The sequence below is a fragment of the Geodermatophilus sp. SYSU D00698 genome, assembly GCF_054050335.1.
In genome coordinates this window covers 48,102-69,500 of the sequence record NZ_JBJGZD010000018.1, presented here as the reverse complement: position 1 = coordinate 69,500, position 21,399 = coordinate 48,102, and the positions used below count along the sequence as shown (strand labels likewise).

The following is a 21,399-nucleotide window of genomic DNA, read 5'->3' as shown; positions in this document are numbered from 1 at the left end:
GTGCCAGGGTGGGGGAGCCCCCGGCAACGGTGCCCGGGGAGGAGCGCGGAGGAGCCGCAGATGGTGCACAGGCTGGTGGTCAGCTACGGGCAGCCGGAGGACCCGGCGGCGTTCGACGCCCACTACCGCGACACGCACGTCCCGCTGACCGTGCGGATGCCCGGCCTGGTCCGGTTCACCACCGGCAGCCCGCAGGCGCTCGACCCGCGCCAGCCCGCGCCGTACCTGGTCGCCCACCTCGACTTCGACTCCGAGCAGGCGATGGGGGCCGCGTTCGCCTCCGAGGCGGGCAGGGCCGGCGCCGCCGACCTCCGCAACTTCGCCAGCGGCGGCGTGACCATGGCCCACTACGAGGTGAACGAGGTGCACGTCTCCCGGTGAACGGCGCCCAGGCACTGATCCGCACGCTCGTCGACGCCGGGGTCGACGTCTGCTTCGCCAACCCCGGCACGTCCGAGATGCACTTCGTCGCCGCCCTCGACGACGTCCCCGAGATGCGCGGCGTCCTCACCCTGTTCGAGGGGGTGGCCACCGGCGCGGCGGACGGCTGGGCGCGGATGACCGGCCGGCCCGCCGCCACGCTGCTGCACCTCGGCCCGGGCCTGGGCAACGGGCTGGCCAACCTGCACAACGCCCGCCGCGGCCGGACGCCGCTGGTCAACGTCGTCGGCGACCACGGCCGCTCGCACAAGCGACTGGACGCGCCGCTGGAGTCCGACATCGACGCCCTCGCCGGCACGGTGTCCGGCTGGGTGCGCCGGTCGCTGGCCCCCGAGGACGTCGCCGCCGACGCCGCGGACGCCGTCGCGGCCGCCGCGCGGGGACAGGTCACCACGCTGGTGCTGCCGGCCGACGTGTCCTGGTCCGAGGGCGCGGCCGTCGCCGAGCCCCGGCCGGTGCGGCCGCGGCCGCAGGTGCCGCCGGCGGTGGTGGACGACACCGCCGCGGTGGTGCAGGCCGGGGAGGCCACCGTGCTGCTGCTCGGCGACGACGTCGTCGCCTCGGAGGCGGGGCTCGTGGCCGCGGCGCGGGTGGCCGCCGGCACCGGCGTCCGGCTGATGGCCGAGACGTTCCCGGCGCGGATGGTGCGCGGCGCAGGGCTGCCCGCCGTCGGCAAGCTGCCCTACCCGCCGGAGGTGGCGATCAAGGCGCTGGCCGGCACCCGGCACCTGGTGCTGGCCGGGGCGACCTCGCCGGTGCACTTCTTCGCCTACCCCGGCACGCCGGGCACGCCGGTGCCCGAGGACTGCACCGTGCACGTGCTGTCCGCGCCCGGTGAGGACGGCGTCGCGGCGCTCGAGGAGCTGGCCGCGAAGGTGGCCGCCGGCGCCGAGCCGGAGCTGCGCGAGGCCTCCCGCCCGGAGCTGCCGACCGGGCGCCTGACGCCGCGCGGGATCTCGGCGGTGGTCGGCGCGCTGCTGCCCGAGCGGGCGATCGTGGTCGACGAGGCGATCACCTCCGGGATCGGCGTCGTCGAGCAGACCGCCGGCGCACCGAAGCACGACTGGCTGGCCCTGACCGGCGGCGCGATCGGCGACGGCCTGCCGATGGCGGTCGGCGCGGCGGTGGCCTGCCCCGACCGGCCGGTCGTCGTCCTCCAGGCCGACGGCAGCGCGATGTACACGCTGCAGGCGCTGTGGACGATGGCCCGCGAGCAGCTCGACGTCACCGTCGTCCTGTACGACAACGCGTCCTACGCGATCCTCCAGGGGGAGCTGGCGCGGGTGGGGGCCGCCGGCGGCGGGGAGCGGGCCGGGCAGCTGCTCGACCTGGGCGGCCCCGCGCTGGACTTCGTCGCGCTGGCCACCGGGACGGGCGTGCCGGCCACCCGGGCCGAGACAGCGGAGGAGCTGGCCGAGCAGCTGGGCACGGCGCTGCGCGAGCCGGGTCCGCACCTGGTGCAGGCGGTGCTGCGGACCGGGGAGTAGGCGCGGGCTCACCCCTGCGGGGGAACGCCCTCCGGATCCGTTCCAGACAGTTCCGTTCCGGGTCGATGCAGGGCGCGTGAACTCGACCAGCGTGCGCACCGGCGCCGTCGGCGTGCCCCGGGCGGTCCTCCGCCGGGCCGCCGTCGCCGGAGCCGTCGGGCTGGTCGCGGTGCTGTTGTGGGCACAGGCCGCCCTGTCGGGCACCGTCGCCGGCACCGCCGTCTACTTCTCGGTCACCGGCCTGGCCGTCGTCGCCGCCTGGGAGGGCGTGCGGCGCGGGAGCCGCCGTGCCGCCGTCGTCTGGATCGCCGTCGGCGTCTCCCTGTCCGCGGTCGGCGACGTGCTGTGGCAGCTGCAGGTCGCCCTGACCGGGTCGGGCGCGGACGTCGGCCCGGCCGATGGCGTCTACCTCGCGAGCTACGTGGTGCTGGGCGTCGGGCTCTCGCTGCTGGCGCGCGTCCCCGGGCACGGCGAGGACCAGCGGCTGTCCGGCTGGATCGACGCGCTCGTCGTCTTCGTGGCCGCGCTGCTGGTGGTCTGGCAGGTGTCGATCGCCGCGACCGTGCACGACGAGGCACTCGGCCTGCCCACCCGGATCGTCCTCGCGCTCTACCCGGCCTTCGACGCCGCGCTGATCGCCCTCGTCGTGCGCCTGCTGGCCACCCGTGGGCAGGGGGAGTGGACCTCGCCGGTCGTGGCCGCCGCGTGCGCGTTCTGGCTGTTCTCCGACGTGGCCTACCTGCTCGACGCCGACGCCGACAGCTTCGGCTCGCTGCTGGACTCCGGCTGGCTGCTGGGCAGCCTGCTGCTCGCCCTCGCCACGTGGCCGCAGGGCGGGACGCCGGAGGGTTCCCCGGCCGTGCCGCAGCGGTCCGCGCCGGCGCGCCTGGCCGTCTGCCTGGGCGCGCTCCTCGTGCCGCCCACCACGGACCTGGTCCTCCACGTGAGCGGTGGCGCGGAGGGGTCGGCCGCGGTGTTGGTCAGCATGGTGGTGCTCACCGCGCTGTTGTTCGTGCGCTGCTCGCTGATGCTCCGCGGGGAGGCCGCGGCCCGGGCGCTGGTGCGCTCGCGGGAGCGGTTCGCCGCCAAGCTCACCGCGCACTCCTCCGACGCGGTCCTCGTCGTCTCCCGCGACGGGCGGCTGCTCAACGATCCGGCGCCGCTGGCCGCGCTGCTCGGGACCGTGGCCGGCGGTGTCACCTCCGCCGCGGACGCGGTCCGCCTGGCCGGGGTGGACCCCGAGCTGACCGGCGAGCTGTTCGCGAGGGCGCTGGCCGGCGGCGGTGTCGTCGACGCCGAGCTGCCCGCGCGCCACCGCGGCGGGGACCGCTGGATCGGCATCCGGCTGGTCGACCTCGGGGACGACCCCGACGTCGGCGGCGTCGTCGTCCACGTGACCGACGTGACCGGACGCCGCCGCGCCGAGGAGGCGCTGGCCCACTCGACGCTGCACGACGGGCTGACCGGCCTGGCCAACCGCGCGCTGTTCAGCGACCGCGTGGGGCAGGCGCTGCGCCGCACCGTGCGCGGCGGCGGCTCGGCCGCGGTGCTCTCCCTCGACCTCGACGGCTTCAAGGCCGTCAACGACTCCCTCGGCCACGCCGCCGGCGACGCGCTGCTGCGCGAGGTGGCGGCGCGGCTGCGCGGCGCCGTCCGCGCCGACGACACCGTGGCCCGCCTGGGCGGCGACGAGTTCGCCGTGCTGGTCGAGCAGGCCGGCGTCGGCGACGACGAGGCCCTGGTGACCGCCTCCCGCGTGCTCGAGGTGCTCTGCCGGCCGGTGGCGCTGCCCGGCGGCACGGTGACCGTGTCGGCCAGCATCGGCGTGGCCGTCGGCCGCGGGGCCGTGGCCGGTGACGCGCTGATCCGCGACGCCGACCTCGCGCTGTACGCGGCCGAGCTCGACGGGCGCAACCGCGTGCGGCGGTTCGAGCCCGGCATGCGCGCGGCGGCCCAGGCCGCCCGCGAGCTGGAGCAGGAGCTGCACGGCGCGGTGGCGCGCGGCGAGTTCCGGCTGGTCTACCAGCCGGTGGTCGCCCTGGCCGACCGCCGGGTGACCGGCTTCGAGGCCCTGCTGCGCTGGGACAGCCCGCGGCTGGGCCCGGTGGGCCCCGACCGGTTCGTGCCGGTGGCCGAGGCGGCGGGACTCATCGACGAGATCACCGGCTGGGTGCTGCGCGAGGCGTGCGCGACCGCGGCGGCCTGGCGGCGCCTCGGCGACACCACGATGGCGGTCAACGTGTCGGCCTTGCAGCTGACCTCGCCGGACCTGGTCGGCTGCGTCGCCGCGGCGCTGGCCGGGAGCGGGCTGCCGGCCGGTGCGCTGGTGCTCGAGGTGACCGAGACGGCGCTGGTGGGCGACCCGGAGCGGGCGGCCGCGTGCCTCGGCGCGCTGCGGGCGCTGGGTGTGCGGCTGGCGCTGGACGACTTCGGCACCGGCTACTCGTCGCTGGCCCACCTGCGGCAGTTCACCGTGGACGTGCTCAAGGTCGACCGCTCGTTCGTCGGCGCGATCGCCGAGGGCGAGCCGCTGCCGGCGATCGTGCGCGGCACCATCGACCTGGGCCGCACGCTGGGCCTGGAGGTCCTCGCCGAGGGCGTCGAGCACGAGCACCAGGCGCGGCTGCTGGCCGAGGGCCGCTGCGACACCGCGCAGGGCTACCTGTTCGCGAGGCCGCTGGAGCGCTGCGACGCCGAGGCGCTGCTCCTCGAGCGGGCCACGGCCCGCGGCGGGGTGCCCGCGATCGTGCCGCTGCCCCGCGCGCCGCGGGCGCTCACGTCCCCGGTCTGACGCCGGGGGAGGTCAGCCGGCCGCCCCGGGCGCGGGCTCGAAGGTGACCGTGACGTCGTCGACGCCGAGGGACCGGGCCAGCGTGGTGAGCATGTCGCGGGTGCCGTCCTCGGCGCGGTCGAGCAGATCGCTGTCCGCGGCGGCGGACTCCAGCCGGCGCTCGGCGAGCGCGAACAGCTCGCTCTCGTCGGTCGGGTCGTCGGCGAACGCGTCGCCCAGCCGCTCCACGAGGCCGCGGTCGCGGTCGAGCACCCGGCTCTCGTCCGGGTCGATCCGCGCCTCGCCCAACTGCGGGGCGGGGAGGGTGATGGTGGCCGCCGTGCCGTCGGGGGAGAGGTCGACGTTCTCCTCCCCGAGGGCGCCGAAGTCCACGTAGGCGTCGACGTCGCCGGTGGCGAGGAACTGCACCCGCTCGCCGCTGATCGCCGACGGCACCCAGGCGGTGTCGGTCTCCTGGTCGACGACGACCTGGAAGGTGCCGGTGGCGGCGTGGTACTCGTCGAGGTCGGCCATGGCCAGCAGCAGCGGCCTCGTGCTGCGGTCGACGGTCTCCTGCTCGAACGGCGCCGTCCAGTCACCCACCCTGTCGGCCACGACCACCCCGACCGGGACGACGACGGCGGCGGCGATGCCCGCCCTGAGCCATCCGCGGCGACGTCGGCGCACCGGCGCGGCGGAGGGAGCGGGGACACGGGACTGGAGCAGGACCGGCATGCGCGCGATCTCCTCGCGGTCGTGGGGGATGTGCCGTACAGCACCCCGTGCGCCGGTTCTGTTCCCGCCGAGCGGGTGCGCTCGCGCCGCACCCGGGGCGCCGGGACGCTGCGTCGGCGCACCCGCTCGCCGCGCGGCCGCCCGCGAGCCGACGGCGACGGTCCTCGGCGCCGGCGAGCCGGCCGACCCGGTCGAGCGGGTGCTGCGGCCGCGGTCCACCTGGACCGTCGTCACCGTGAACGGCCACCTGCCGGTTGTGACGACCGGCGGGTCGACGGCGACGCTTCCCTGGGTGTTCGCTGCGACGACGCTGGACACCTGCTGTGACACGGGTCACAGTCCTCGCGGGGTCAGGGGGAGGCTCTACAGGGCCCTGCGACGGTCACAAGATCAACCGTGAGGTTGACACCGCTCAGCGAGGAGCCCTCATGAACCGTTCAGCACGTCTCGGCCTCGTCGTGGTCGCCAGCGGGACGATGGCGCTCGTCGCGTCGCCGGCAGGGGCCCACTCCGGTGGACCGGCGCCGGACGACGGCGCCGGCTGGGTGCCGATCGAGGAGCTGCGCCCCGGCTACTACGACCCGGTCGACATCTCGGCCTGCGGAACGACGGTCACCATGGCCACCGGCGACCTCGCCGACGTGGAGGGCCGCGAGACCACGCTCCCGAACGGAGACCTGCTCTTCGAGACGCGGGGCGCGTGGACCGTCGACCTCACACGCCAGGACACGGGCGAGGTGATCGACGAGCTCGACGTCTCCGGCCCCGGGATCGAGGTGATCTCCGCCGACGGGACGCACATCACCGATCACGTGTACGGCCCCTCGATCCTCTTCCCCATCCCGGAGTACGGGCCGGTCGACGCCGCCGCCTTCGAGGCGGCCGGCCTGCCGGACCTGACGTACTACCGCGAGGGCGTCGTCACGTTCTCCGTCGTCCTCGACCCGGGGACCGGCGAGTTCATCTCCGAAGAGGCCGACGTCGACGCACGCGTCCACGACCTGTGCACGTGGTTCGACGGCGACCGCGGGCACGCCCACGCCCCCGCCCACGCACACCACGGGTAGGCCGCACCACCGGACCGACCGGCGCGCCGGCGGCCGGGGTCCCGCCGGCTCACCCGCCCGGGTGGGGGATCGCCTCACCCGGGCGGGTGGCCGGTGTCCGCGGCCGGGTCACGGGTTGTCCACAGATCGGCTGACCGGGCTCCCGTCCCGGGCCGGGGCCGACCTACGGTCGCTGCCGTTCTGCAACGGGATGTGACGGGGGTGCGGTGCCGACCGCGACGAGTGCCCTGGACGTCGTCGACGGCGAGGTGCGCGAGCTCATCCGGCGCCGTGGGCTCGACCCGTTCACCGATCCGGCGCCGGTCCGCGTGCTGGTGCGCGACGTCGTCGCGGACTACTCCGAGCGGTCGCTGACCTCGGCGCTGCCGCCGATCGGCGACCCCGAGTCGGTGGTCCGCGACGTGCTCGACCGGGTGGCCGGCTTCGGTCCCCTGCAGCGGCACCTGGACGACCCCGAGGTCGAGGAGATCTGGGTCAACGAGCCGGGCCGGGTGTTCGTCGCCCGCCGCGGCCGCAGCGAGCTGACGACGACCATCCTCGGCGCCGGCGAGCTGGCCGACCTGGTCGAGCGGATGCTGCGCAGCTCCGGGCGGCGCATCGACATGAGCCAGCCCTTCGTCGACGCGGTGCTGCCCGACGGCTCGCGGCTGCACGTGGTCATCCCGGACATCACCCGGCGGCACATGGCGGTCAACATCCGCAAGTTCGTGCTGCGCGCGCACGGCCTCGACGAGCTGGTCGCCACCGGGACGGTGACGACGCAGGCCGCCCGCTTCCTCGAGGCCGCCGTCGCCGCGGGCCTGAACGTCCTGGTCTCCGGCGGCACCCAGGCCGGCAAGACCACCCTGCTCAACTGCCTGTGCGCCGCGATCCCGGCGAGGGAACGGGTGATCACCTGCGAGGAGGTCTTCGAGCTCCGCGTGCCGCTGCCCGACGTCGTCGCGATGCAGACCCGCCAGCCCAACCTCGAGGGCGCCGGGGAGATCCCGCTGCGCCGGCTGGTCAAGGAGGCGCTGCGGATGCGGCCCTCGCGGATCGTCGTCGGCGAGGTGCGGCAGGAGGAGTGCCTGGACCTGCTCATCGCGCTGAACAGCGGGTTGCCCGGGATGTGCACGCTGCACGCCAACAGCGCCCGCGAGGCCGTGGTGAAGATGTGCACGCTGCCGCTGCTGGCCGGCGACAACATCGGGCACGCCTTCGTCGTCCCGACGGTCGCGGCCAGCGTCGACCTGGTGGTGCACGTGGCCACCGAGGCCTCCGGCCAGCGCCGGGTGCGGGAGGTCGTGGCGGTGCCCGGCCGCGCGGAGGACGGCGTCATCGAGCTGGCCGACGTCTTCACCACCCGGGACGGGCGGCTGGTCCGCGCCGAGGGCTTCCCGCCGCACGCCGAGCGCTTCGCCGCCGCCGGGTACGACCTGGCCACGCTCCTCGGGACGCCGGCGTGGAGCTGACCGGCGCGCTGCTCGGGCTGCTGCTCGGCGTCGGCCTGCTGCTCGTCTGGCGCAGCGGGCCGCGGGCGCCGCAGCGGCGCGCCGTCCCGCGCCGGCCCGGCCGCCGGACGCGGCTGCTGGCCGAGGCGGGCCTGACCGGGATCAACCCGGCGCAGCTGGTCGCGCTGCAGGCCGGCCTCGGGCTGCTGGCCCTCGTCGTCGTCCTGCTGACCACCGGCACGGTGACGGTCAGCCTCGCCTTCGGCGTGTTCGCCGCCGCCCTGCCGCCCGTGCAGGTGCGCCGGCTGGCCGCCCGTCGCCGGGCCGACCTGCGCGAGGTGTGGCCCGAGGTGGTCGACAACCTCGCCTCGGCCGTCCGCGCGGGGCTGTCGCTGCCGGAGTCGCTGGCCGCGCTGGCCACCCGCGGGCCGGAGGTGCTGCGCCCGCCGTTCGCCCGGTTCGCCGCCGACCACCGCTCCACCGGCCGCTTCGGCGAGAGCCTCGACCGGCTCAAGGCCGACCTCGCCGACCCGGTGGGGGACCGGATCGTCGAGACGCTGCGGGTGGCCCGGGAGGTCGGCGGCAGCGACCTCGGCCGGGTCCTGCGCACACTGGCCGGCTTCCTCCGCGAGGACGCCCGCGCCCGCGCCGAGCTGGAGACGCGGCAGGGCTGGGTCGTGCAGGCCGCGCGGCTCGCCGTCGCCGCGCCGTGGGCGGTGCTCCTGCTGCTGGCCACCCAGTCGACGACACTGGCCGCCTACGACTCGCCGCTGGGCACCGCGCTGCTCCTCGGCGGAGGCGTGGTCTGTCTCGTGGCCTACCGGCTGATGGTGCGGATCGGGCGGCTGCCGCAGGACGTGCGGGTGCTCCAGTGAGCGAGCACCACGGCGAGCGCCGGCGAGCGAGGAGCGGAGCGGACGGGCCGCGGAGCGGCGGGGTGTCGCGGTGATGCTGCTCGGGATGCTGCTGGGCGGTGCGGCCGCGGCCGGTCTGCTGCTCGTCGTCGCGTTCGCGCCGCCGTTCCGCTCGGTGCGGCTGGTCGACCGGCTGGCGCCCTACGTGCACGACACCCCGCCGCCGTCGCGGCTGCTCGGGACGGCGACCGAGCCGGGCCTGCTCACCGCCGCGCGCCGGGTGTTCGGCCCGGTCGTGACCGACGGCGCCCGCTTCGTCGACCGCGTGCTCGGGGGGCGCTCCGCCGTCCGGCGCCGGCTCGACGCGCTCGGCAGCGACCAGACGGTGGAGGACCTGCGCGTCGAGCAGGTCGTCTGGGGCGGGCTCGGCCTGCTCGGTGCGGCGCTGCTCGCGGCACTCGGTGCGCTGCTGGCCGGCAGCGTCAACGTGCTGTCGGTGGCGCTGCTGTGCCTGGCCGGCCTGCTGGGCGGGGTGCTCGGCCGCGACTGGTGGCTGACCCAGCAGGTGCGCCGCCGCGAGGACCTGCTGCTCGCGGAGTTCCCCGTCGTCGCCGAGCTGCTCGCGCTGGCCGTGACGGCGGGGGAGGGGCCCGCCGCGGCGATCGCCCGGGTCACCCGGCTCTCGGGCGGCGAGCTGGCCCGCGAGCTCGGCGGCGCGCTCGGGCGGGCGCGGGCCGGCGTCCCGCTGACGGCGGCGCTGCAGCAGGTGGCCGACCGGACCTCGGTGGACGCGCTCGCCCGCTTCGTCGACGGCCTGCTGGTGGCCATCGAGCGCGGCACCCCGCTCGCCGAGGTGTTGCGCGCGCAGGCGGCCGACGTCCGCGAGGCCGGCAAGCGCCGGCTGCTCGAGGCCGGCGGCCGCAAGGAGATCGCCATGATGGTGCCGGTCGTCTTCCTGGTGCTTCCGGTCACCGTCCTGTTCGCCCTGTTCCCGGGGCTGATCAGCATCGTCTCGCTGGCGCGGTGAGCGCCGGTGCACAACGGAGGAGGACGACGGATGCGGGCGCTGGCCTGGCTGCTCACCCTGACCACGGCCCTGAGCAGGGCGGCTGCCGCGCGGTTGCGGGACGAGGATCCCGAGCGGGGCGACGTCCCCGGCTGGGTGATGATCACCGTGATGACGGCGGCCCTCGTGCTGGCGATCCTCGTGCCGTTCCGCGAGGCGATCGTGTCGGCGGTGCAGAACGCGCTGGCCTCCGTCACGAATGGCGGCTGAACCGGTCGACGGGGAGCGGGGCAGCGCCGTCGTCGACTTCGTGCTGGTGTCGGTGCTCGTCGTCGTGCTGCTGCTGGCGGTGCTGCAGGTGGCCGTCTACGTGCACGTCCGCAACGTGGTGACGGCGAGCGCGCAGGAGGGCGCCCGGTACGCGGCCAACGCCGACGTGCCCGCCGACGCGGCGACCGGCCGGGCGCTGGAGGCGGTGGCGCGGGCGACGACGGCCGGCACCGCCGAGGGGCTGGTGTGCACCGCGGCCGAGGAGGTCGACGACACCGGGCTGGCGCTGGTGAGCGTGCGCTGCAGCGGCGCGGTGCCGACGCTGCTGGCCGGTCTCGGCGACCTGCTGCCGCTGGACGTCACCGGCCGCGCGGTGGAGGAGGCCGCGTGAGGTGGCTGCGCGCCCGGCTGGGGTCGGGGGAGCGCGGGTCGGCGGTCGTGGAGTTCGTCTTCGTCGCGCTGGTGGTGTTCGTGCCGCTGGTCTACGTCGTCGCCGGGTTCTCCGCCGTGCAGCGCGGGGTGTTCGCCGCGACCGCCGCCGCGCGGGAGGCCGGCCGCGCGCTGGCCACCGCTCCCGATGTCGGCACCGGGCTGGCGCGGGCGGAGCGGGCGGCGCGGCTGGCGGTGGAGGACCAGTCGGTCGACGCCACCGACGTGCGGCTGTCCTTCGCCCCCGCGGGCGCCGAGTGCGGGACGGCGGCGTACGCGCCCACCCTCGCGCCGGGGGAGGAGTTCTCCGTCTGCGCCACGGTGACCGTGCGGATCCCGCTGCTGCCGGAGTTCGTCGACGCCAACACCGCCACCGGCCGGTTCGTCGTCGAGACCGACCGCTACGTCGACCGCTGAGGACCGGCCCCGGTCGTCCCGACGGCGGGCAGGTCAGCCGATCGCCTTCCGGCCGTCGATCGACTCCCGCAGGACGTCGGCGTGGCCGGCGTGCTGTGCGGTCCCGCACCTCCTCGTGACCCGCCGGCACGCTCCCCGCGGTCGGGGTGCGGTGGGTCGGCCCGCTCGTGCGTGAGGGTGGTCGGTCACGGGACCGCCGTCCGTCGTCCTCCGGTGGGTCGGTGGCGACGCCGGTGAGGAAGGGGTGCCGGACGGGACGGATCGGCATCCGCCGGCGTCCTCTGGGCAACGGAACCGTCACACCCGCGGCCTAACGTGCAGCTCACAGGCACGGATCGCGGAGGTCGTGATGAGCCCGTCCATCACCAGCATCGACCAACTCGACTACGACATCTCGGTCGCCTACATCGCGCTCGGCGTCGCCCGCACCTCGTGGGACCGGTGCCCCAGCGGGGAGAACGCCCGCGCCGTCGACGAGGCGGAGGCCTGCGTGAACCGTCTGCTGGAGGAGCGGTTCGCGGCCCAGCAGTGACCCGCCGCGAGGGGCGCCTCGCCCGACGAGGGCGGCGCGGGCCCCGCGGACCGAGACCTCCGGCTCGCCGTCGGGTGTCCACTCGTGCGCAGGGACTGCCGTCCGGCCGAGGGGGGCCCGTGGCGATCGTCCGGTCCACGGATCGGGACCGTCAGGACACGGCCGGCGCCCGCGAGGAGCGCCGCGTGCTGGACGAGCTGACCGGGAAGCACACGGTGTACCGAGAGGCCGACCGAGACCGGGAGCCGTCGACGGAGGGACGACTGCGGATCCTCGACGGCGAGCTCAGGATCGACCCGTCACGCCGCACGAGGGCGGAGGGCGAGGAGCGGTGACCACGACGCGCGGCGCCGTCCGCCTGGGCGCCGTCGCCCTCGGCGCCGTCCTCCTCTACGTCCTCGGCGTCGTCGTCCCGTACGTCGCCAACGGCCTGCACCACCTGCCGCTCGCCGAGGTGGCCTCCGGATCCCACGACCCGGAGGACCTGTGGCCGGCGACGATCCCGCACCTCGGCGGGTGGCTCCGCCTGGCCGCGGTGCTGTCCATCGCCCTCGCGCCGCTGACGCTGGTGTTCGTGCTCGTGGCGTGTGGCTTCAGCGTCGGGCGGACGCTCCGCCCGGCTCCGCGCGCGGCGCTCGCGTACGCCGCCGTCGCCGTGGCGTGCGTCCTGGTCCTGGCGTGGTTCCTCGGACCGACGTCCCAGGCGCTGATCGGCTGGCAGATGGACTGACCGGCCTAGGGCAGGGGCTCGTAGCAGTCGAAGGTCTCGTGGTCGACGACGCGGCCGTCCCGGACGGTGAGCAGCGCAGCGACGTGCGCGAGGAGCTCCTGGCCGGCGCGGTAGAGGCCGGCGTCGACGCCGACGGTGCCGCGCCAGGTGGCCCGGACGGCGGCGCGGTCGCCGGAGGTGAGCACCTCGTGGACCTCGAACGACTGCTCGCCCAGCAGTGCCTTCCCGGCGCGGAACCCGGCGAGCGTCCCCGGGAGGTCGCGGGTGGCGCCGCGCGGCGTCACGGCGTTGGGGTGCTCCACCACCCGCAGCCGCGCGTCGAGCAGCGGGCGCAGGTCGTCCTCGCTCGCGGCGAGGTCGGCGACGGTGGCGTAGTAGCGGCGGACGACCGTGGCGACGTCCGTGTCCGGTGTCGTGGTTGTCATGGATGCAAAGTTGCACAACCATGGTTGTGTGTCCAGGCCTCCGGAGCTCGACCTCGCCTCCGTCCTCTCGCTGCTCGGCACGGCCGTCGACGACGCCGTCCTGCAGGCGCTCGACGGCACCGGGCTGCGCCGCGGGCACGGCTACCTCGTGCAGCGCCTGCTGGCCGGGCCGGCCACCGCGACGGCGATCGCCGTCGAGCTCGGCGTCAGCCAGCAGGCGGTGTCGAAGGCGCTCGGGGAGCTGGCCGACCTCGGCTACGTCGGGCCGGCCGGCGACGCCGACGACCGGCGGCGGCGCCCGGTGGCGCTCACGGCGGCCGGGCGGCGGGTGGTGCAGGTGGCCCGGGACGCCCGCGCCGACGTCGACGCGCGGGTGCGCGCCGCGGTCGGCGACGAGCGGTTCGAGGCGTGCCGGGACGTGCTGCTCGACGCGCTCGAGGTCCTCGGCCTGGGCGAGCAGGTGCGCCGGCGGGCGGTGCGGCCGCCCGACGGCGCGCTGTCGGGGTGAGGGCGGTCAGCCGTTCCAGGGCACGTAGGTCGTGCCGCCACCCAGCGCGGTGAGCACGATCATCCCGGCGAAGGCGAGCAGGATGAAGGTGACCACGATCGCGAACAGCAGCCAGCCGCGTTCCTCGATGCCGCGCTTCTCCGGGGTGAGCGGGGTGGCCGCGTCGTCGGCGGGCCGCTGGGACTGCTCGGCCGCGGCCGGCGGTCCGGCGACGGCGGGCTGCTCGACCGCGGTGGGCGGCCGTTCGGTGGAGGTGGTCATGGCGACTCCCCGGGGTGGCGCCTCGGGCGCCGCGTGATCGGCGTCCGGGGCCGACGCTAGGACCGCCGCGCGACGCCGCGGAGGGTCGAAGGGCCCTGCCGGGCCGGGGCTCCCGGCGAGGGCGTCGTCGCTCCGCGCCGGTGACGGAGCGCCCCCGAGGCGGCCGCGAGGGTCACGCCACGCACGGGCCCGCCCCGGCCGCGCGGAGCCGGCGGGAACGGGTCCCGGCCGCGGCGGCGGGCGGGCCTACGGTCCGCCTCCTCGGGTCGCCTCCGAGGCGGACGGCGGGCACCGGGGCCGGGCGACGGGGGGCGGGGATGGAACTCGCGCCAGGGGACGTCTTCGCGGGGTACCGCGTCATCCGGCCGCTCGGGTCGGGCGGCATGGGGTCGGTCCTGCTCGTGCAGCACCCACGGCTGCCGCGGCAGGACGCCATGAAGGTCATCCACGCCCACCTCTCCGCCGACCCGTCCTTCGCCGCGCGCTTCGAGCGCGAGGCCGAGCTGGCCTGCCGGCTCGACCACCCGGCGCTCGTGCGGGTCCACGACCGCGGCTGCGACGAGGGCCGGCTGTGGCTGACCATGCAGTTCGTCGACGGCCCCGACCTCGACGCGGTGCTGCGGCAGGAGGGCCCGCTGGCGCCGCAACGCGTGGTCCGGGTCCTCGAGGCCGTGGGCAGCGGCCTGGACCACGCCCACGAGATGGGGCTGGTGCACCGGGACGTCAAGCCCGCCAACATCCTGCTGGCCCAGGGCGGCACCGGCGGGGAGCGGGCGATCCTCACCGACTTCGGCATCGCCCGCGACAGCAGTTCCTCCCGCCCGCTGACCGACACCGGCGCCCTGCTGGCCAGCCTCCCGTACGCCGCGCCCGAGCAGTTGCTCGACCGCCCGATCACCGGCGCGGTCGACGTCTACGCCCTCGGTTGTGTCGCCTACGAGCTCCTCACCGGGCGGCGGCTGTTCGACCAGCAGTCCTCGCTGGCCGTCATGGGCGCGGTCCTCGCCGGGCCGCGGCCGGAGGCGTGGGACGCCCTCCCGCCCGGCCGGCCGGCGCTGCGGGACGTGCTGCGGCGGGCCCTGGCGCCCGACCCGGACGACCGCCCCGCGTCCTGCGCCGCCCTCGCCGCCGCCGTCCGGGACGTGTTCGCCCCGGCGCCCACGACCGTGTCCCCGGGCCGCGCACCGGTCGCGGCGTACCCGGGACCGCCACCGCCCGGGCTGGGGCCGGTCCCGCCGCGCCCGGGGCAGGCCGGGGTCCCGGCGTGGACGGCGCCCACCGTCGCCGGGGTCCCGGGCCCGCGGAGCGCGCCGGCCGGGCCGTACGACACCGGCCCCCCGAGCGGGCCGTACGGCGCCGGCCCGCCGACCGGCCCGCAGGGCCCCCCGCCGACCGGTCCCCAGGGCCCCCCACCGACCGGCCCGCAGGGCCCGCCTCCCCTCCCGCCGCCCGCCGGCGGGTCCCGCTCCCGGCCGCGCCGCCGATGGCTGTGGCCGGTGGCGGCCGCCGTCGTGCTGCTGCTCGCCGCGGCGGCGGTCGGCGTCGTGCTCTGGCGCCCGTGGGCGCTGGACCGCCCGGCCTCCGTGACGGCCGACGTCCGGGCCGGCGGCGTCGAGCTCCGCTGGCAGCAGGTCGAGGGTGCCGCCGGCTACGAGGTGCACCGCGACGGCGTCCCGCTCGGCCGGTCCGACGGGACGTCGTACCTCGACACCGACGTGGGCAGCGGCGTCCGCGCCGAGTACTCGGTGGCCGCCGTCGCCGACGACGGCGAACGCTCCGACCTGACGACGGCGGCACCGGTGGTCAGCGCGCTGCACCCCGTCGGCGACCTGTCCGCCGAGGTGCTGATCTCGGGCGTGGAGCTGTCGTGGACGCCGGTCGACAACGCCGGTCACTACGAGGTCCGCCGCGACGACGAGGTGCTCGACGCGCAGGCCGCGGGCACGACCTTCCTGGACGAGGACCCGCCGCCGGGGCGGCACGACTACACGGTCGTGGCCGTCGACGACTCCGGCGACGCCCCGTCGTCCAGCGCCACCGTCCCCCTCGAGGTCAGCCCGTGGCTGGCGGCCGCGGACCTGGCGGCCGCGTTCAACGCCCTGGTGCCACCCGCGCCCGGTCCCGGGGGCTGGGGGGACGCCACGTGCGACCTCTCGGAGCCGCGCAGCACGGTGCAAGCGGTCGCGGTGATCGTCTGCACGCTCCCCTCGGGCATCTACGCCACGTTCGTCCAGTACCCCGACCAGGCGGCGCTGGACGCGCGGATCGCCGAGCTCGACGGGCTCGCCGACCCGGCGCTCACCACCACGGCGGAGGGCGGGTGGTACCGGCAGAGCCCCCCCGGCGTCGACCCGGCCTGGGAGGCGTGGGGCCCCGTCGAGCCCGAGCGCCGGCTGATGGAGATCCACATCGAGTGGGCCGGCCACACGGTCGCCGACCTGGACGCCGCCTGGTACTACGCGGCGCCCTGGGGGTGAGCGGCGCCTCGGACACCGGGCGGCACCCACGTCCCCGGGGACGCGCGCCCGTCGCGCCGGCCCTCAGGCCGTACGCGTACCGCTGACCGGGACGGCCGCCGGGGGGACCGGGCGGCCGTCCCGGGCGGAGGTCAGCCGCCGCGCTCCACCTCGGCCTGGACGATGCCGCCGAGCGCGGTGCGCAGCGCCTGGTTGGAGGTGTCGCCCTCGGCGAGCGCCGCGCGGGCGTCCTCGGGCAGCAGGGCCGGGTCGACGTCGTCGAGCCAGCTCACGTCGCCGCCGTTGCGGCGGCCCACCTGCAGCCCCTCGGCGCCCTGCCGCACCACGTACGTCTCACCGTCGATCTCGAGTGTCAGGTCGTCGCTCATGGGCGGCCCCTACCCGGCGCGGGGCGGCGCACGCACCCGGAGGATGGCCGCCGTGGACGTCGTCGAGGTGGTGGTCACCGGACCGGACGCCGACTGGCTGGCCGGCTACACGCGGACCCTGGTGGAGGAGCGGCTGGCCGCCTGCGGGCACCGGCTCGCCGCGATCCGGTCGGTGTACCGGTGGGCGGGGGAGGTGCACGACGACCCGGAGGCCCGCGTCGCGCTGCACACCCGCGCCGCGCTGGTGCCGGCGATCGTCGCCCGCACCGCCGAGCTGCACCCCTACGACGTCCCGTGCGTCATCGCGCTGCCGCTGGTCGGCGGCGGCCCCGACTACCTGCGCTGGGTGGTGGCCGAGACGCGCGAGCCCTAGGCGGGGGCCCGGTCGGGGCCCCGGTCAGGGCACGAGCACGAGCTTGCCGCGGACGTGGCCCTCGCGGCTGCGCCGGTACGCCTCGGCCGCCCGCTCGAACGGGTAGCTGCCGGCGACCGGCAGCCGCAGCCGGCCCTGCCGCGCCAGCCCGGCGACCTCGGCCAGCCGGGGCGCGGCGCCGGCGCTGGACGTCGTCACGTGTACGCCGAGCCCGCCGGCGCCGAAGTCGGCGATGGTGACCACCTTCCCCGGGTCGCCGGTGAGCGCGACCAGGTCGCGCACCGACCCCCGCCCGGCGGTGTCGACCGCGCCGTCCACGCCGTCGGGGGCGAGCTCGCGCACGCGGCCGGCCAGGCCCTCGCCGTAGGCGGTCGGCAGCGCGCCGAGCGAGCGGACGAAGTCGGCGTTGGCCGGCGACGACGTCCCGATCACGCCGAGCCCGCGGCTGACGGCGACCTGCACGGTCGTCGCACCGACCCCGCCGCTCGCGCCGTCGACGACGACCGTGCGGCCGGCGTCCAGCCCGAGCAGGTCGAGCACCCGGACGGCGGTCTCCCCGGCCACGCCCAACCCGGCGGCGACCTCGAACGACACCTCCGGCGGCCGCGGCGCCCACGCGGTGAGGACGGCGTGCTCGGCGGCGGTCCGCCGGCCCAGGCCGAACACCGCGTCGCCGACCTGCACCCCGGTCACGCCCTCGCCGACCTCGTCCACCACCCCGGCGGCGTCCGCGCCGGGCACGGTCGGCCCGGCCGGCCGGTCGCCGCGGGCCACCAGGCCGGTGACCTGCTTCCAGTCGAACGGGTTCACGCTGGCCGCGCGGACGGCGACCCGGACCTGCCCCGGCCCGGCGTGCGGCTCCTCCACCTCGGCGACGTGCAGGACCTCGGGCTCCCCGTACTCCTCGTACACGACGGCGCGCATGCCGCGCTCCTCCCGCTCGGCGGTCGACGTCGCGCTGCAACCGCCGTCACCCCGCGCGCGTTCCCGCCGTCAGCCCGGCTCGCCGCGGAGCTTGCGCCGGGCGACGACCACCAGGTCGACCAGCGCGACCGCGGCGAGGACGAACAGCACCACCGCGGGCCACGTCGGCAGGTCGGTCCGCCACCACAGGACGCCGAACACCGTGCAGACGACCAGCCCGAAGGCGGCCAGCACCAGCCGGAGGGTGAGCGCCGACTGCGCCGGCGCCGCGCCGCCGATGCCCGCCGTCGGGTCGTGGTGGTCGGGGAGGCCCCGCGCGTACTCCTCGCGGGTGCGCCGGCGCCGCGGCTCGCTCATGGGGGAGGGGTACCCGGTGCCGGCCCGGTCACCCGGGCGGCCGCTGCGAGGATGGCGGGCGTGACCCCGCCCGGCCGCGACACCACCGCCGTCCTCCGCGACCTCGGCGCCGCCCTGCTCGCCGCCGTCCCGGCCGACGCGGCCCGCGTCCGCTACCGCGCCACGGTGGTCGGCGGCGTCCGGCGCGACCTGCTCACCGCCGGGCCCGCCGACGGCGAGCCGGTGCCGGTGCCGGCGACCGCCGCCGTCCGGACCGCCGTCGAGGAGCTCAAGCGGGTCATGTGGACGCCGGAGCGCGGCACCTGGCTGCAGACCGACATGACCCTCGACCGGGCGACGAGCCGGCTGCTGCCGATCTTCAACGCCGACGCCGAGCCCGACGGCCCGCCGCTGCCGCGGGAGGCGCTGGTCGCCGAGCTGCGCGACCACCCGCGGCCGCCGGACGCCGTCCCCCGGTGGATGGCCGAGCGGATCGGCTGACCGCGCGCCCGGCGCTCCCGGGCGGGCGGCGCACTACCCTGGATCGACGTGGCCGCAGACTTCTCCGTCGTCCTCGACGAACTCGACACGACCCTCTCGAGCATCGAGTCCGTCCTCGACGTCGACCGGCTCCGCCGCGAGGTGGCCGAGCTCGAGGAGCAGGCCGCCGCGCCGGACCTCTGGAACGACGTCGAGGCCGCCCAGGCGCTGACCTCCCGGCTGTCCTACCTGCAGGGCGACCTGCGCCGGGTCGAGGAGCTGCGCCGCCGGCTCGACGACGTCGGCGTGCTGCACGAGATGGCCGAGGAGGAGTCCGACGAGGCCACCGCGGCCGAGGCCGAGCGCGAGCTGGCCGCGCTGCGCAAGGAGATCGACGAGCTGGAGGTCCGCACGCTGCTCAACGGGGAGTACGACGCCCGCGAGGCGCTGGTGACCATCCGCTCGGAGGCCGGCGGCGTCGACGCCGCGGACTTCGCCGAGATGCTCATGCGGATGTACCTGCGCTGGGCGGAGCGGCACCGCTACCCGGTCGAGGTCTACGACACCTCCTACGCCGAGGAGGCCGGGATCAAGTCGGCCACCTTCGCGGTCAAGCAGCCCTACGCCTACGGCACGCTCTCGGTGGAGCAGGGCACCCACCGGCTGGTGCGGATCTCGCCGTTCGACAACCAGGGCCGCCGCCAGACGTCGTTCGCCGGCGTCGAGGTGCTGCCGGTCGTCGAGCAGACCGACCACGTCGAGATCCCGGAGAACGAGATCCGCATCGACGTCTTCCGGTCCTCGGGCCCCGGCGGGCAGAGCGTGAACACCACCGACTCCGCCGTCCGGATCACCCACCTGCCCACCGGCATCGTGGTGTCCTGCCAGAACGAGAAGTCGCAGATCCAGAACCGGGCCGCGGCGATGCGCGTGCTCCAGGCGCGGCTGCTGGCCAAGCGGCAGGAGGAGCAGCGCGCCGCCATGGACGCGCTCAAGGGCGAGGGCTCCAGCTGGGGCAACCAGATGCGCTCCTACGTGCTGCACCCGTACCAGATGGTCAAGGACCTGCGGACCGAGCAGGAGACCGGCAACACCTCGGCGGTCCTCGACGGCGACATCGACTCGTTCATCGAGGCCGGCATCCGGTGGCGCCGTCAGCAGGAGGCCGTCGCCGCGAACTGAGACGTCGGGTCGGTCACACCGCGGCGGGGTTCGCCGGGCGATCCCGCTGGGTGGGCTCGCGGGCCGGGAAAGTGCTCCCGGTGCGTCTCCGCGCGAACCGACCATGGTGGGTCGCCGGGCAGGTACCGTGGCGCCTCGTGATCGAATTGCAACACGTCACCAAGCTCTACCCGGCCAGCTCCCGGCCGGCCCTCGATGACGTGTCGACGGAGATCGACAAGGGCGAGTTCGTCTTCCTCATCGGCTCGTCCGGCTCCGGCAAGTCGACGTTCCTCCGGCTGCTGCTCAAGGAGGACGACCCCACCCGCGGCACGGTCACCGTCAACGGCAAGACCCTCAACGGCATGAGCAAGTGGCAGGTGCCCAAGCTCCGCCGCACCATGGGCTGCGTCTTCCAGGACTTCCGGCTGCTGCGCAACCGCACCGTGGCCGAGAACGTGGCCTTCGCCCTCGAGGTCATCAACAAGCCGCACCGCACGATCAAGCGGGTCGTGCCCGAGGTGCTGGAGATGGTCGGCCTCGACGGCAAGGCCAACCGGCTGCCGCACGAGCTCTCCGGTGGTGAGCAGCAGCGGGTCGCGATCGCCCGCGCGTTCGTCAACCGGCCGCTGGTGCTGCTCGCCGACGAGCCCACCGGCAACCTCGACCCGGAGACCAGCGAGGGGATCATGCTGCTGCTGGAGCGGATCAACCGCACCGGCACCACCGTGATCATGGCGACGCACGACTACCACATCGTGGACTCCATGCGCCGCCGCGTCATCGAGCTCAACGGGGGCGTGATCACCCGCGACCAGTCGCGCGGCGTCTACGGCGTCGGCCGCTGACGGTCCTCCGCCCCGCTACGACCTGCACCTCACGACAGGGAACCCATGCGCGTCAACTTCGTCCTCTCCGAGGTGGCCACCGGGCTGCGTCGCAACCTGACCATGACGGTCGCGATGATCCTGACCACGGCCATCTCGCTCGGTCTCATGGGCACCGGCCTGCTCATCGCCGGGATGATCTCCGACATGAAGGAGATCTACTACGACAAGGTGCAGGTCTCCATCTTCCTGGCCGACGGCGTCACCGACGAGCAGCGCAGCGCGATCGAGCAGCAGCTGTCGGGCTCGTCGGAGGTGCAGAGCTTCATCTACGAGTCCAAGGAGGAGGCCTACGAGCGCTTCCGGCAGCAGTTCTCCCAGCAGCCCGAGCTGGTCGAGAACACCCCGCCGGACGCGCTGCCGGAGAGCTTCCGGGTGGAGCTGGTCAACCCCGAGCGCTACGAGGTCATCGCCGCGGAGTTCCCGAACGGGCAGAACGGCGTCGACCAGGTGCGCGACGAGGGCGACTTCCTCGACCGCCTCTTCAGCCTGCTCAACGGCGCCCGCAACGCGACGATCGCCGTCGCGGTGGTGCAGGCCCTCGCGGCGTTGCTGCTGATCTCCAACACGATCCAGCTGGCCGCGTTCAACCGCCGCAACGAGACGAACATCATGCGGCTGGTCGGCGCCTCCCGCTGGTACACCCAGCTGCCGTTCATCCTCGAGGCGGCGCTCGCCGGGCTCATCGGTGCGCTGCTCGCCGTCGGCGGCCTGGTGCTGACCAAGGTGCTGTTCGTCGACAAGACGCTGGCCGGCCCCATCAAGGCCGGGATCATCCCGCCGGTCGACTGGGGCGCGATCGCCACGATCAGCCCGGTCATCGCCGCCGCCGGCGTCGGCCTGGCCGCGGTCGCCGCCTACGTGACGCTGCGCCTGTACGTCCGGCTGTGACGCCGTCGGCCCACCGGCCGACGGCGTGACCACGTGCCCTGCCCGGTCGCGCACAGCCCCACCGCCGGACCCGGCGGGAGCCCTCCGGGCCCCGCACCGGGTCCGACATCCGCGCGCGAAAGGCGGATCCCGGGGTAGGG

General features: G+C 76.0%; 26 protein-coding genes. 20 read left to right on the top strand and 6 right to left on the bottom strand.

All coding sequences use genetic code 11. From position 1 onward, the window contains the following. The first annotated feature begins 60 nt into the window (after positions 1-60). From ACI8AB_RS16490 to ACI8AB_RS16480, 3 genes are all read left to right on the top strand, one after another. Positions 61-381, top strand: coding sequence for an EthD family reductase (locus ACI8AB_RS16490; RefSeq protein WP_456950988.1), 321 nt, complete (start codon positions 61-63; stop codon positions 379-381). Further along, positions 378-1,928 carry an acetolactate synthase large subunit gene (locus ACI8AB_RS16485; RefSeq protein ID WP_456950987.1) on the top strand — a complete coding sequence of 517 codons (1,551 nt, stop codon included), beginning with the start codon at positions 378-380 and terminating at the stop codon, positions 1,926-1,928. The genes ACI8AB_RS16490 and ACI8AB_RS16485 overlap by 4 nt, the downstream gene beginning before the upstream one ends. 76 nt (positions 1,929-2,004) lie before the next feature. Beyond that, positions 2,005-4,719, top strand: a complete 2,715-nt coding sequence (locus tag ACI8AB_RS16480; RefSeq protein ID WP_456950986.1) for a putative bifunctional diguanylate cyclase/phosphodiesterase — start codon at positions 2,005-2,007, stop codon at positions 4,717-4,719. Positions 4,720-4,731: 12 nt separating this feature from the next. On the opposite strand, the gene ACI8AB_RS16475 is transcribed toward ACI8AB_RS16480, so the two are convergent. Further along, positions 4,732-5,433: a DUF4230 domain-containing protein gene (locus ACI8AB_RS16475; protein ID WP_456950985.1), complete on the bottom strand. Its 702-nt coding sequence runs from the start codon at positions 5,431-5,433 to the stop codon at positions 4,732-4,734. Positions 5,434-5,861: 428 nt separating this feature from the next. Here ACI8AB_RS16475 and ACI8AB_RS16470 point away from each other — a divergent pair, with 428 nt between their 5' ends. From ACI8AB_RS16470 to ACI8AB_RS16425, 10 genes are all read left to right on the top strand, one after another. Then, positions 5,862-6,500: a hypothetical protein gene (locus ACI8AB_RS16470; RefSeq protein WP_456950984.1), complete on the top strand. Its 639-nt coding sequence runs from the start codon at positions 5,862-5,864 to the stop codon at positions 6,498-6,500. Positions 6,501-6,706: 206 nt separating this feature from the next. Further along, positions 6,707-7,951: a CpaF family protein gene (locus tag ACI8AB_RS16465; RefSeq protein WP_456950983.1), complete on the top strand. Its 1,245-nt coding sequence runs from the start codon at positions 6,707-6,709 to the stop codon at positions 7,949-7,951. Beyond that, positions 7,942-8,805 (top strand): type II secretion system F family protein, encoded by an 864-nt coding sequence (locus ACI8AB_RS16460; protein ID WP_456950982.1) that lies wholly within the window; start codon positions 7,942-7,944, stop codon positions 8,803-8,805. The genes ACI8AB_RS16465 and ACI8AB_RS16460 overlap by 10 nt, the downstream gene beginning before the upstream one ends. A 73-nt stretch (positions 8,806-8,878) precedes the next feature. Further along, on the top strand, positions 8,879-9,811 hold the full coding sequence (locus tag ACI8AB_RS16455; RefSeq protein ID WP_456951026.1) for a type II secretion system F family protein: 933 nt from the start codon (positions 8,879-8,881) through the stop codon (positions 9,809-9,811). 30 nt (positions 9,812-9,841) lie between these two features. Continuing rightward, positions 9,842-10,060: a hypothetical protein gene (locus ACI8AB_RS16450; RefSeq protein ID WP_456950981.1), complete on the top strand. Its 219-nt coding sequence runs from the start codon at positions 9,842-9,844 to the stop codon at positions 10,058-10,060. Then, positions 10,050-10,451: a TadE/TadG family type IV pilus assembly protein gene (locus tag ACI8AB_RS16445; RefSeq protein WP_387986134.1), complete on the top strand. Its 402-nt coding sequence runs from the start codon at positions 10,050-10,052 to the stop codon at positions 10,449-10,451. The genes ACI8AB_RS16450 and ACI8AB_RS16445 overlap by 11 nt, the downstream gene beginning before the upstream one ends. Continuing rightward, positions 10,448-10,906, top strand: coding sequence for a hypothetical protein (locus tag ACI8AB_RS16440; protein ID WP_456950980.1), 459 nt, complete (start codon positions 10,448-10,450; stop codon positions 10,904-10,906). The genes ACI8AB_RS16445 and ACI8AB_RS16440 overlap by 4 nt, the downstream gene beginning before the upstream one ends. A gap of 349 nt (positions 10,907-11,255) precedes the next feature. Next, entirely contained in the window at positions 11,256-11,438 is a 183-nt protein-coding gene (locus ACI8AB_RS16435; RefSeq protein ID WP_387986130.1) for a hypothetical protein, read from the top strand. Between the two features lie 185 nt (positions 11,439-11,623). Beyond that, entirely contained in the window at positions 11,624-11,773 is a 150-nt protein-coding gene (locus ACI8AB_RS16430) for a hypothetical protein (RefSeq protein ID WP_456950979.1), read from the top strand. Beyond that, positions 11,770-12,168: a hypothetical protein gene (locus ACI8AB_RS16425; RefSeq protein WP_456950978.1), complete on the top strand. Its 399-nt coding sequence runs from the start codon at positions 11,770-11,772 to the stop codon at positions 12,166-12,168. Before ACI8AB_RS16430 ends, ACI8AB_RS16425 begins: the two co-directional genes overlap by 4 nt. Positions 12,169-12,173: 5 nt before the next feature. Here the strand turns inward: ACI8AB_RS16425 and ACI8AB_RS16420 are convergent, their stop codons facing one another. Beyond that, on the bottom strand, positions 12,174-12,593 hold the full coding sequence (locus ACI8AB_RS16420) for a nuclear transport factor 2 family protein (RefSeq protein WP_456950977.1): 420 nt from the start codon (positions 12,591-12,593) through the stop codon (positions 12,174-12,176). 28 nt (positions 12,594-12,621) lie between these two features. Here ACI8AB_RS16420 and ACI8AB_RS16415 point away from each other — a divergent pair, with 28 nt between their 5' ends. After that, positions 12,622-13,101, top strand: a complete 480-nt coding sequence (locus ACI8AB_RS16415) for a MarR family winged helix-turn-helix transcriptional regulator (protein WP_456950976.1) — start codon at positions 12,622-12,624, stop codon at positions 13,099-13,101. 6 nt (positions 13,102-13,107) lie between these two features. Here the strand turns inward: ACI8AB_RS16415 and ACI8AB_RS16410 are convergent, their stop codons facing one another. After that, a complete protein-coding gene (locus tag ACI8AB_RS16410) occupies positions 13,108-13,362 on the bottom strand; it encodes a hypothetical protein (protein WP_456950975.1) in 255 nt (84 codons plus the stop codon). Between the two features lie 317 nt (positions 13,363-13,679). Between ACI8AB_RS16410 and ACI8AB_RS16405 the strand changes: the two genes are divergently transcribed. Beyond that, entirely contained in the window at positions 13,680-15,839 is a 2,160-nt protein-coding gene (locus ACI8AB_RS16405) for a protein kinase domain-containing protein (RefSeq protein WP_456950974.1), read from the top strand. Positions 15,840-15,970: 131 nt separating this feature from the next. Here the strand turns inward: ACI8AB_RS16405 and ACI8AB_RS16400 are convergent, their stop codons facing one another. Further along, positions 15,971-16,207, bottom strand: a complete 237-nt coding sequence (locus tag ACI8AB_RS16400; protein ID WP_456950973.1) for a hypothetical protein — start codon at positions 16,205-16,207, stop codon at positions 15,971-15,973. Between the two features lie 43 nt (positions 16,208-16,250). Here ACI8AB_RS16400 and cutA point away from each other — a divergent pair, with 43 nt between their 5' ends. Further along, entirely contained in the window at positions 16,251-16,580 is a 330-nt protein-coding gene (gene cutA, locus ACI8AB_RS16395; RefSeq protein ID WP_456950972.1) for a divalent-cation tolerance protein CutA, read from the top strand. Positions 16,581-16,604: 24 nt separating this feature from the next. On the opposite strand, the gene ACI8AB_RS16390 is transcribed toward cutA, so the two are convergent. Together ACI8AB_RS16390 and ACI8AB_RS16385 are read right to left on the bottom strand one after the other, a co-directional pair. Then, positions 16,605-17,504 carry an NADP-dependent oxidoreductase gene (locus ACI8AB_RS16390; protein WP_456950971.1) on the bottom strand — a complete coding sequence of 300 codons (900 nt, stop codon included), beginning with the start codon at positions 17,502-17,504 and terminating at the stop codon, positions 16,605-16,607. A gap of 69 nt (positions 17,505-17,573) precedes the next feature. Further along, on the bottom strand, positions 17,574-17,861 hold the full coding sequence (locus ACI8AB_RS16385) for a DUF6343 family protein (protein WP_387986109.1): 288 nt from the start codon (positions 17,859-17,861) through the stop codon (positions 17,574-17,576). Between the two features lie 60 nt (positions 17,862-17,921). On the opposite strand from ACI8AB_RS16385, the gene ACI8AB_RS16380 reads away from it, so the two are divergent. From ACI8AB_RS16380 to ftsX, 4 genes are all read left to right on the top strand, one after another. Continuing rightward, positions 17,922-18,341 carry a hypothetical protein gene (locus tag ACI8AB_RS16380; protein WP_456950970.1) on the top strand — a complete coding sequence of 140 codons (420 nt, stop codon included), beginning with the start codon at positions 17,922-17,924 and terminating at the stop codon, positions 18,339-18,341. A 48-nt stretch (positions 18,342-18,389) separates the two neighbouring features. Then, the gene (gene prfB, locus ACI8AB_RS16375) at positions 18,390-19,502 is read left to right on the top strand and encodes a peptide chain release factor 2 (protein WP_387986106.1); all 1,113 of its coding nucleotides are present in this window, start codon (positions 18,390-18,392) and stop codon (positions 19,500-19,502) included. A gap of 137 nt (positions 19,503-19,639) precedes the next feature. After that, a complete protein-coding gene (gene ftsE / locus ACI8AB_RS16370) occupies positions 19,640-20,329 on the top strand; it encodes a cell division ATP-binding protein FtsE (protein WP_387986103.1) in 690 nt (229 codons plus the stop codon). Positions 20,330-20,374: 45 nt separating this feature from the next. Continuing rightward, entirely contained in the window at positions 20,375-21,259 is an 885-nt protein-coding gene (gene ftsX, locus ACI8AB_RS16365) for a permease-like cell division protein FtsX (protein ID WP_456950969.1), read from the top strand. Positions 21,260-21,399: the final 140 nt, after the last annotated feature.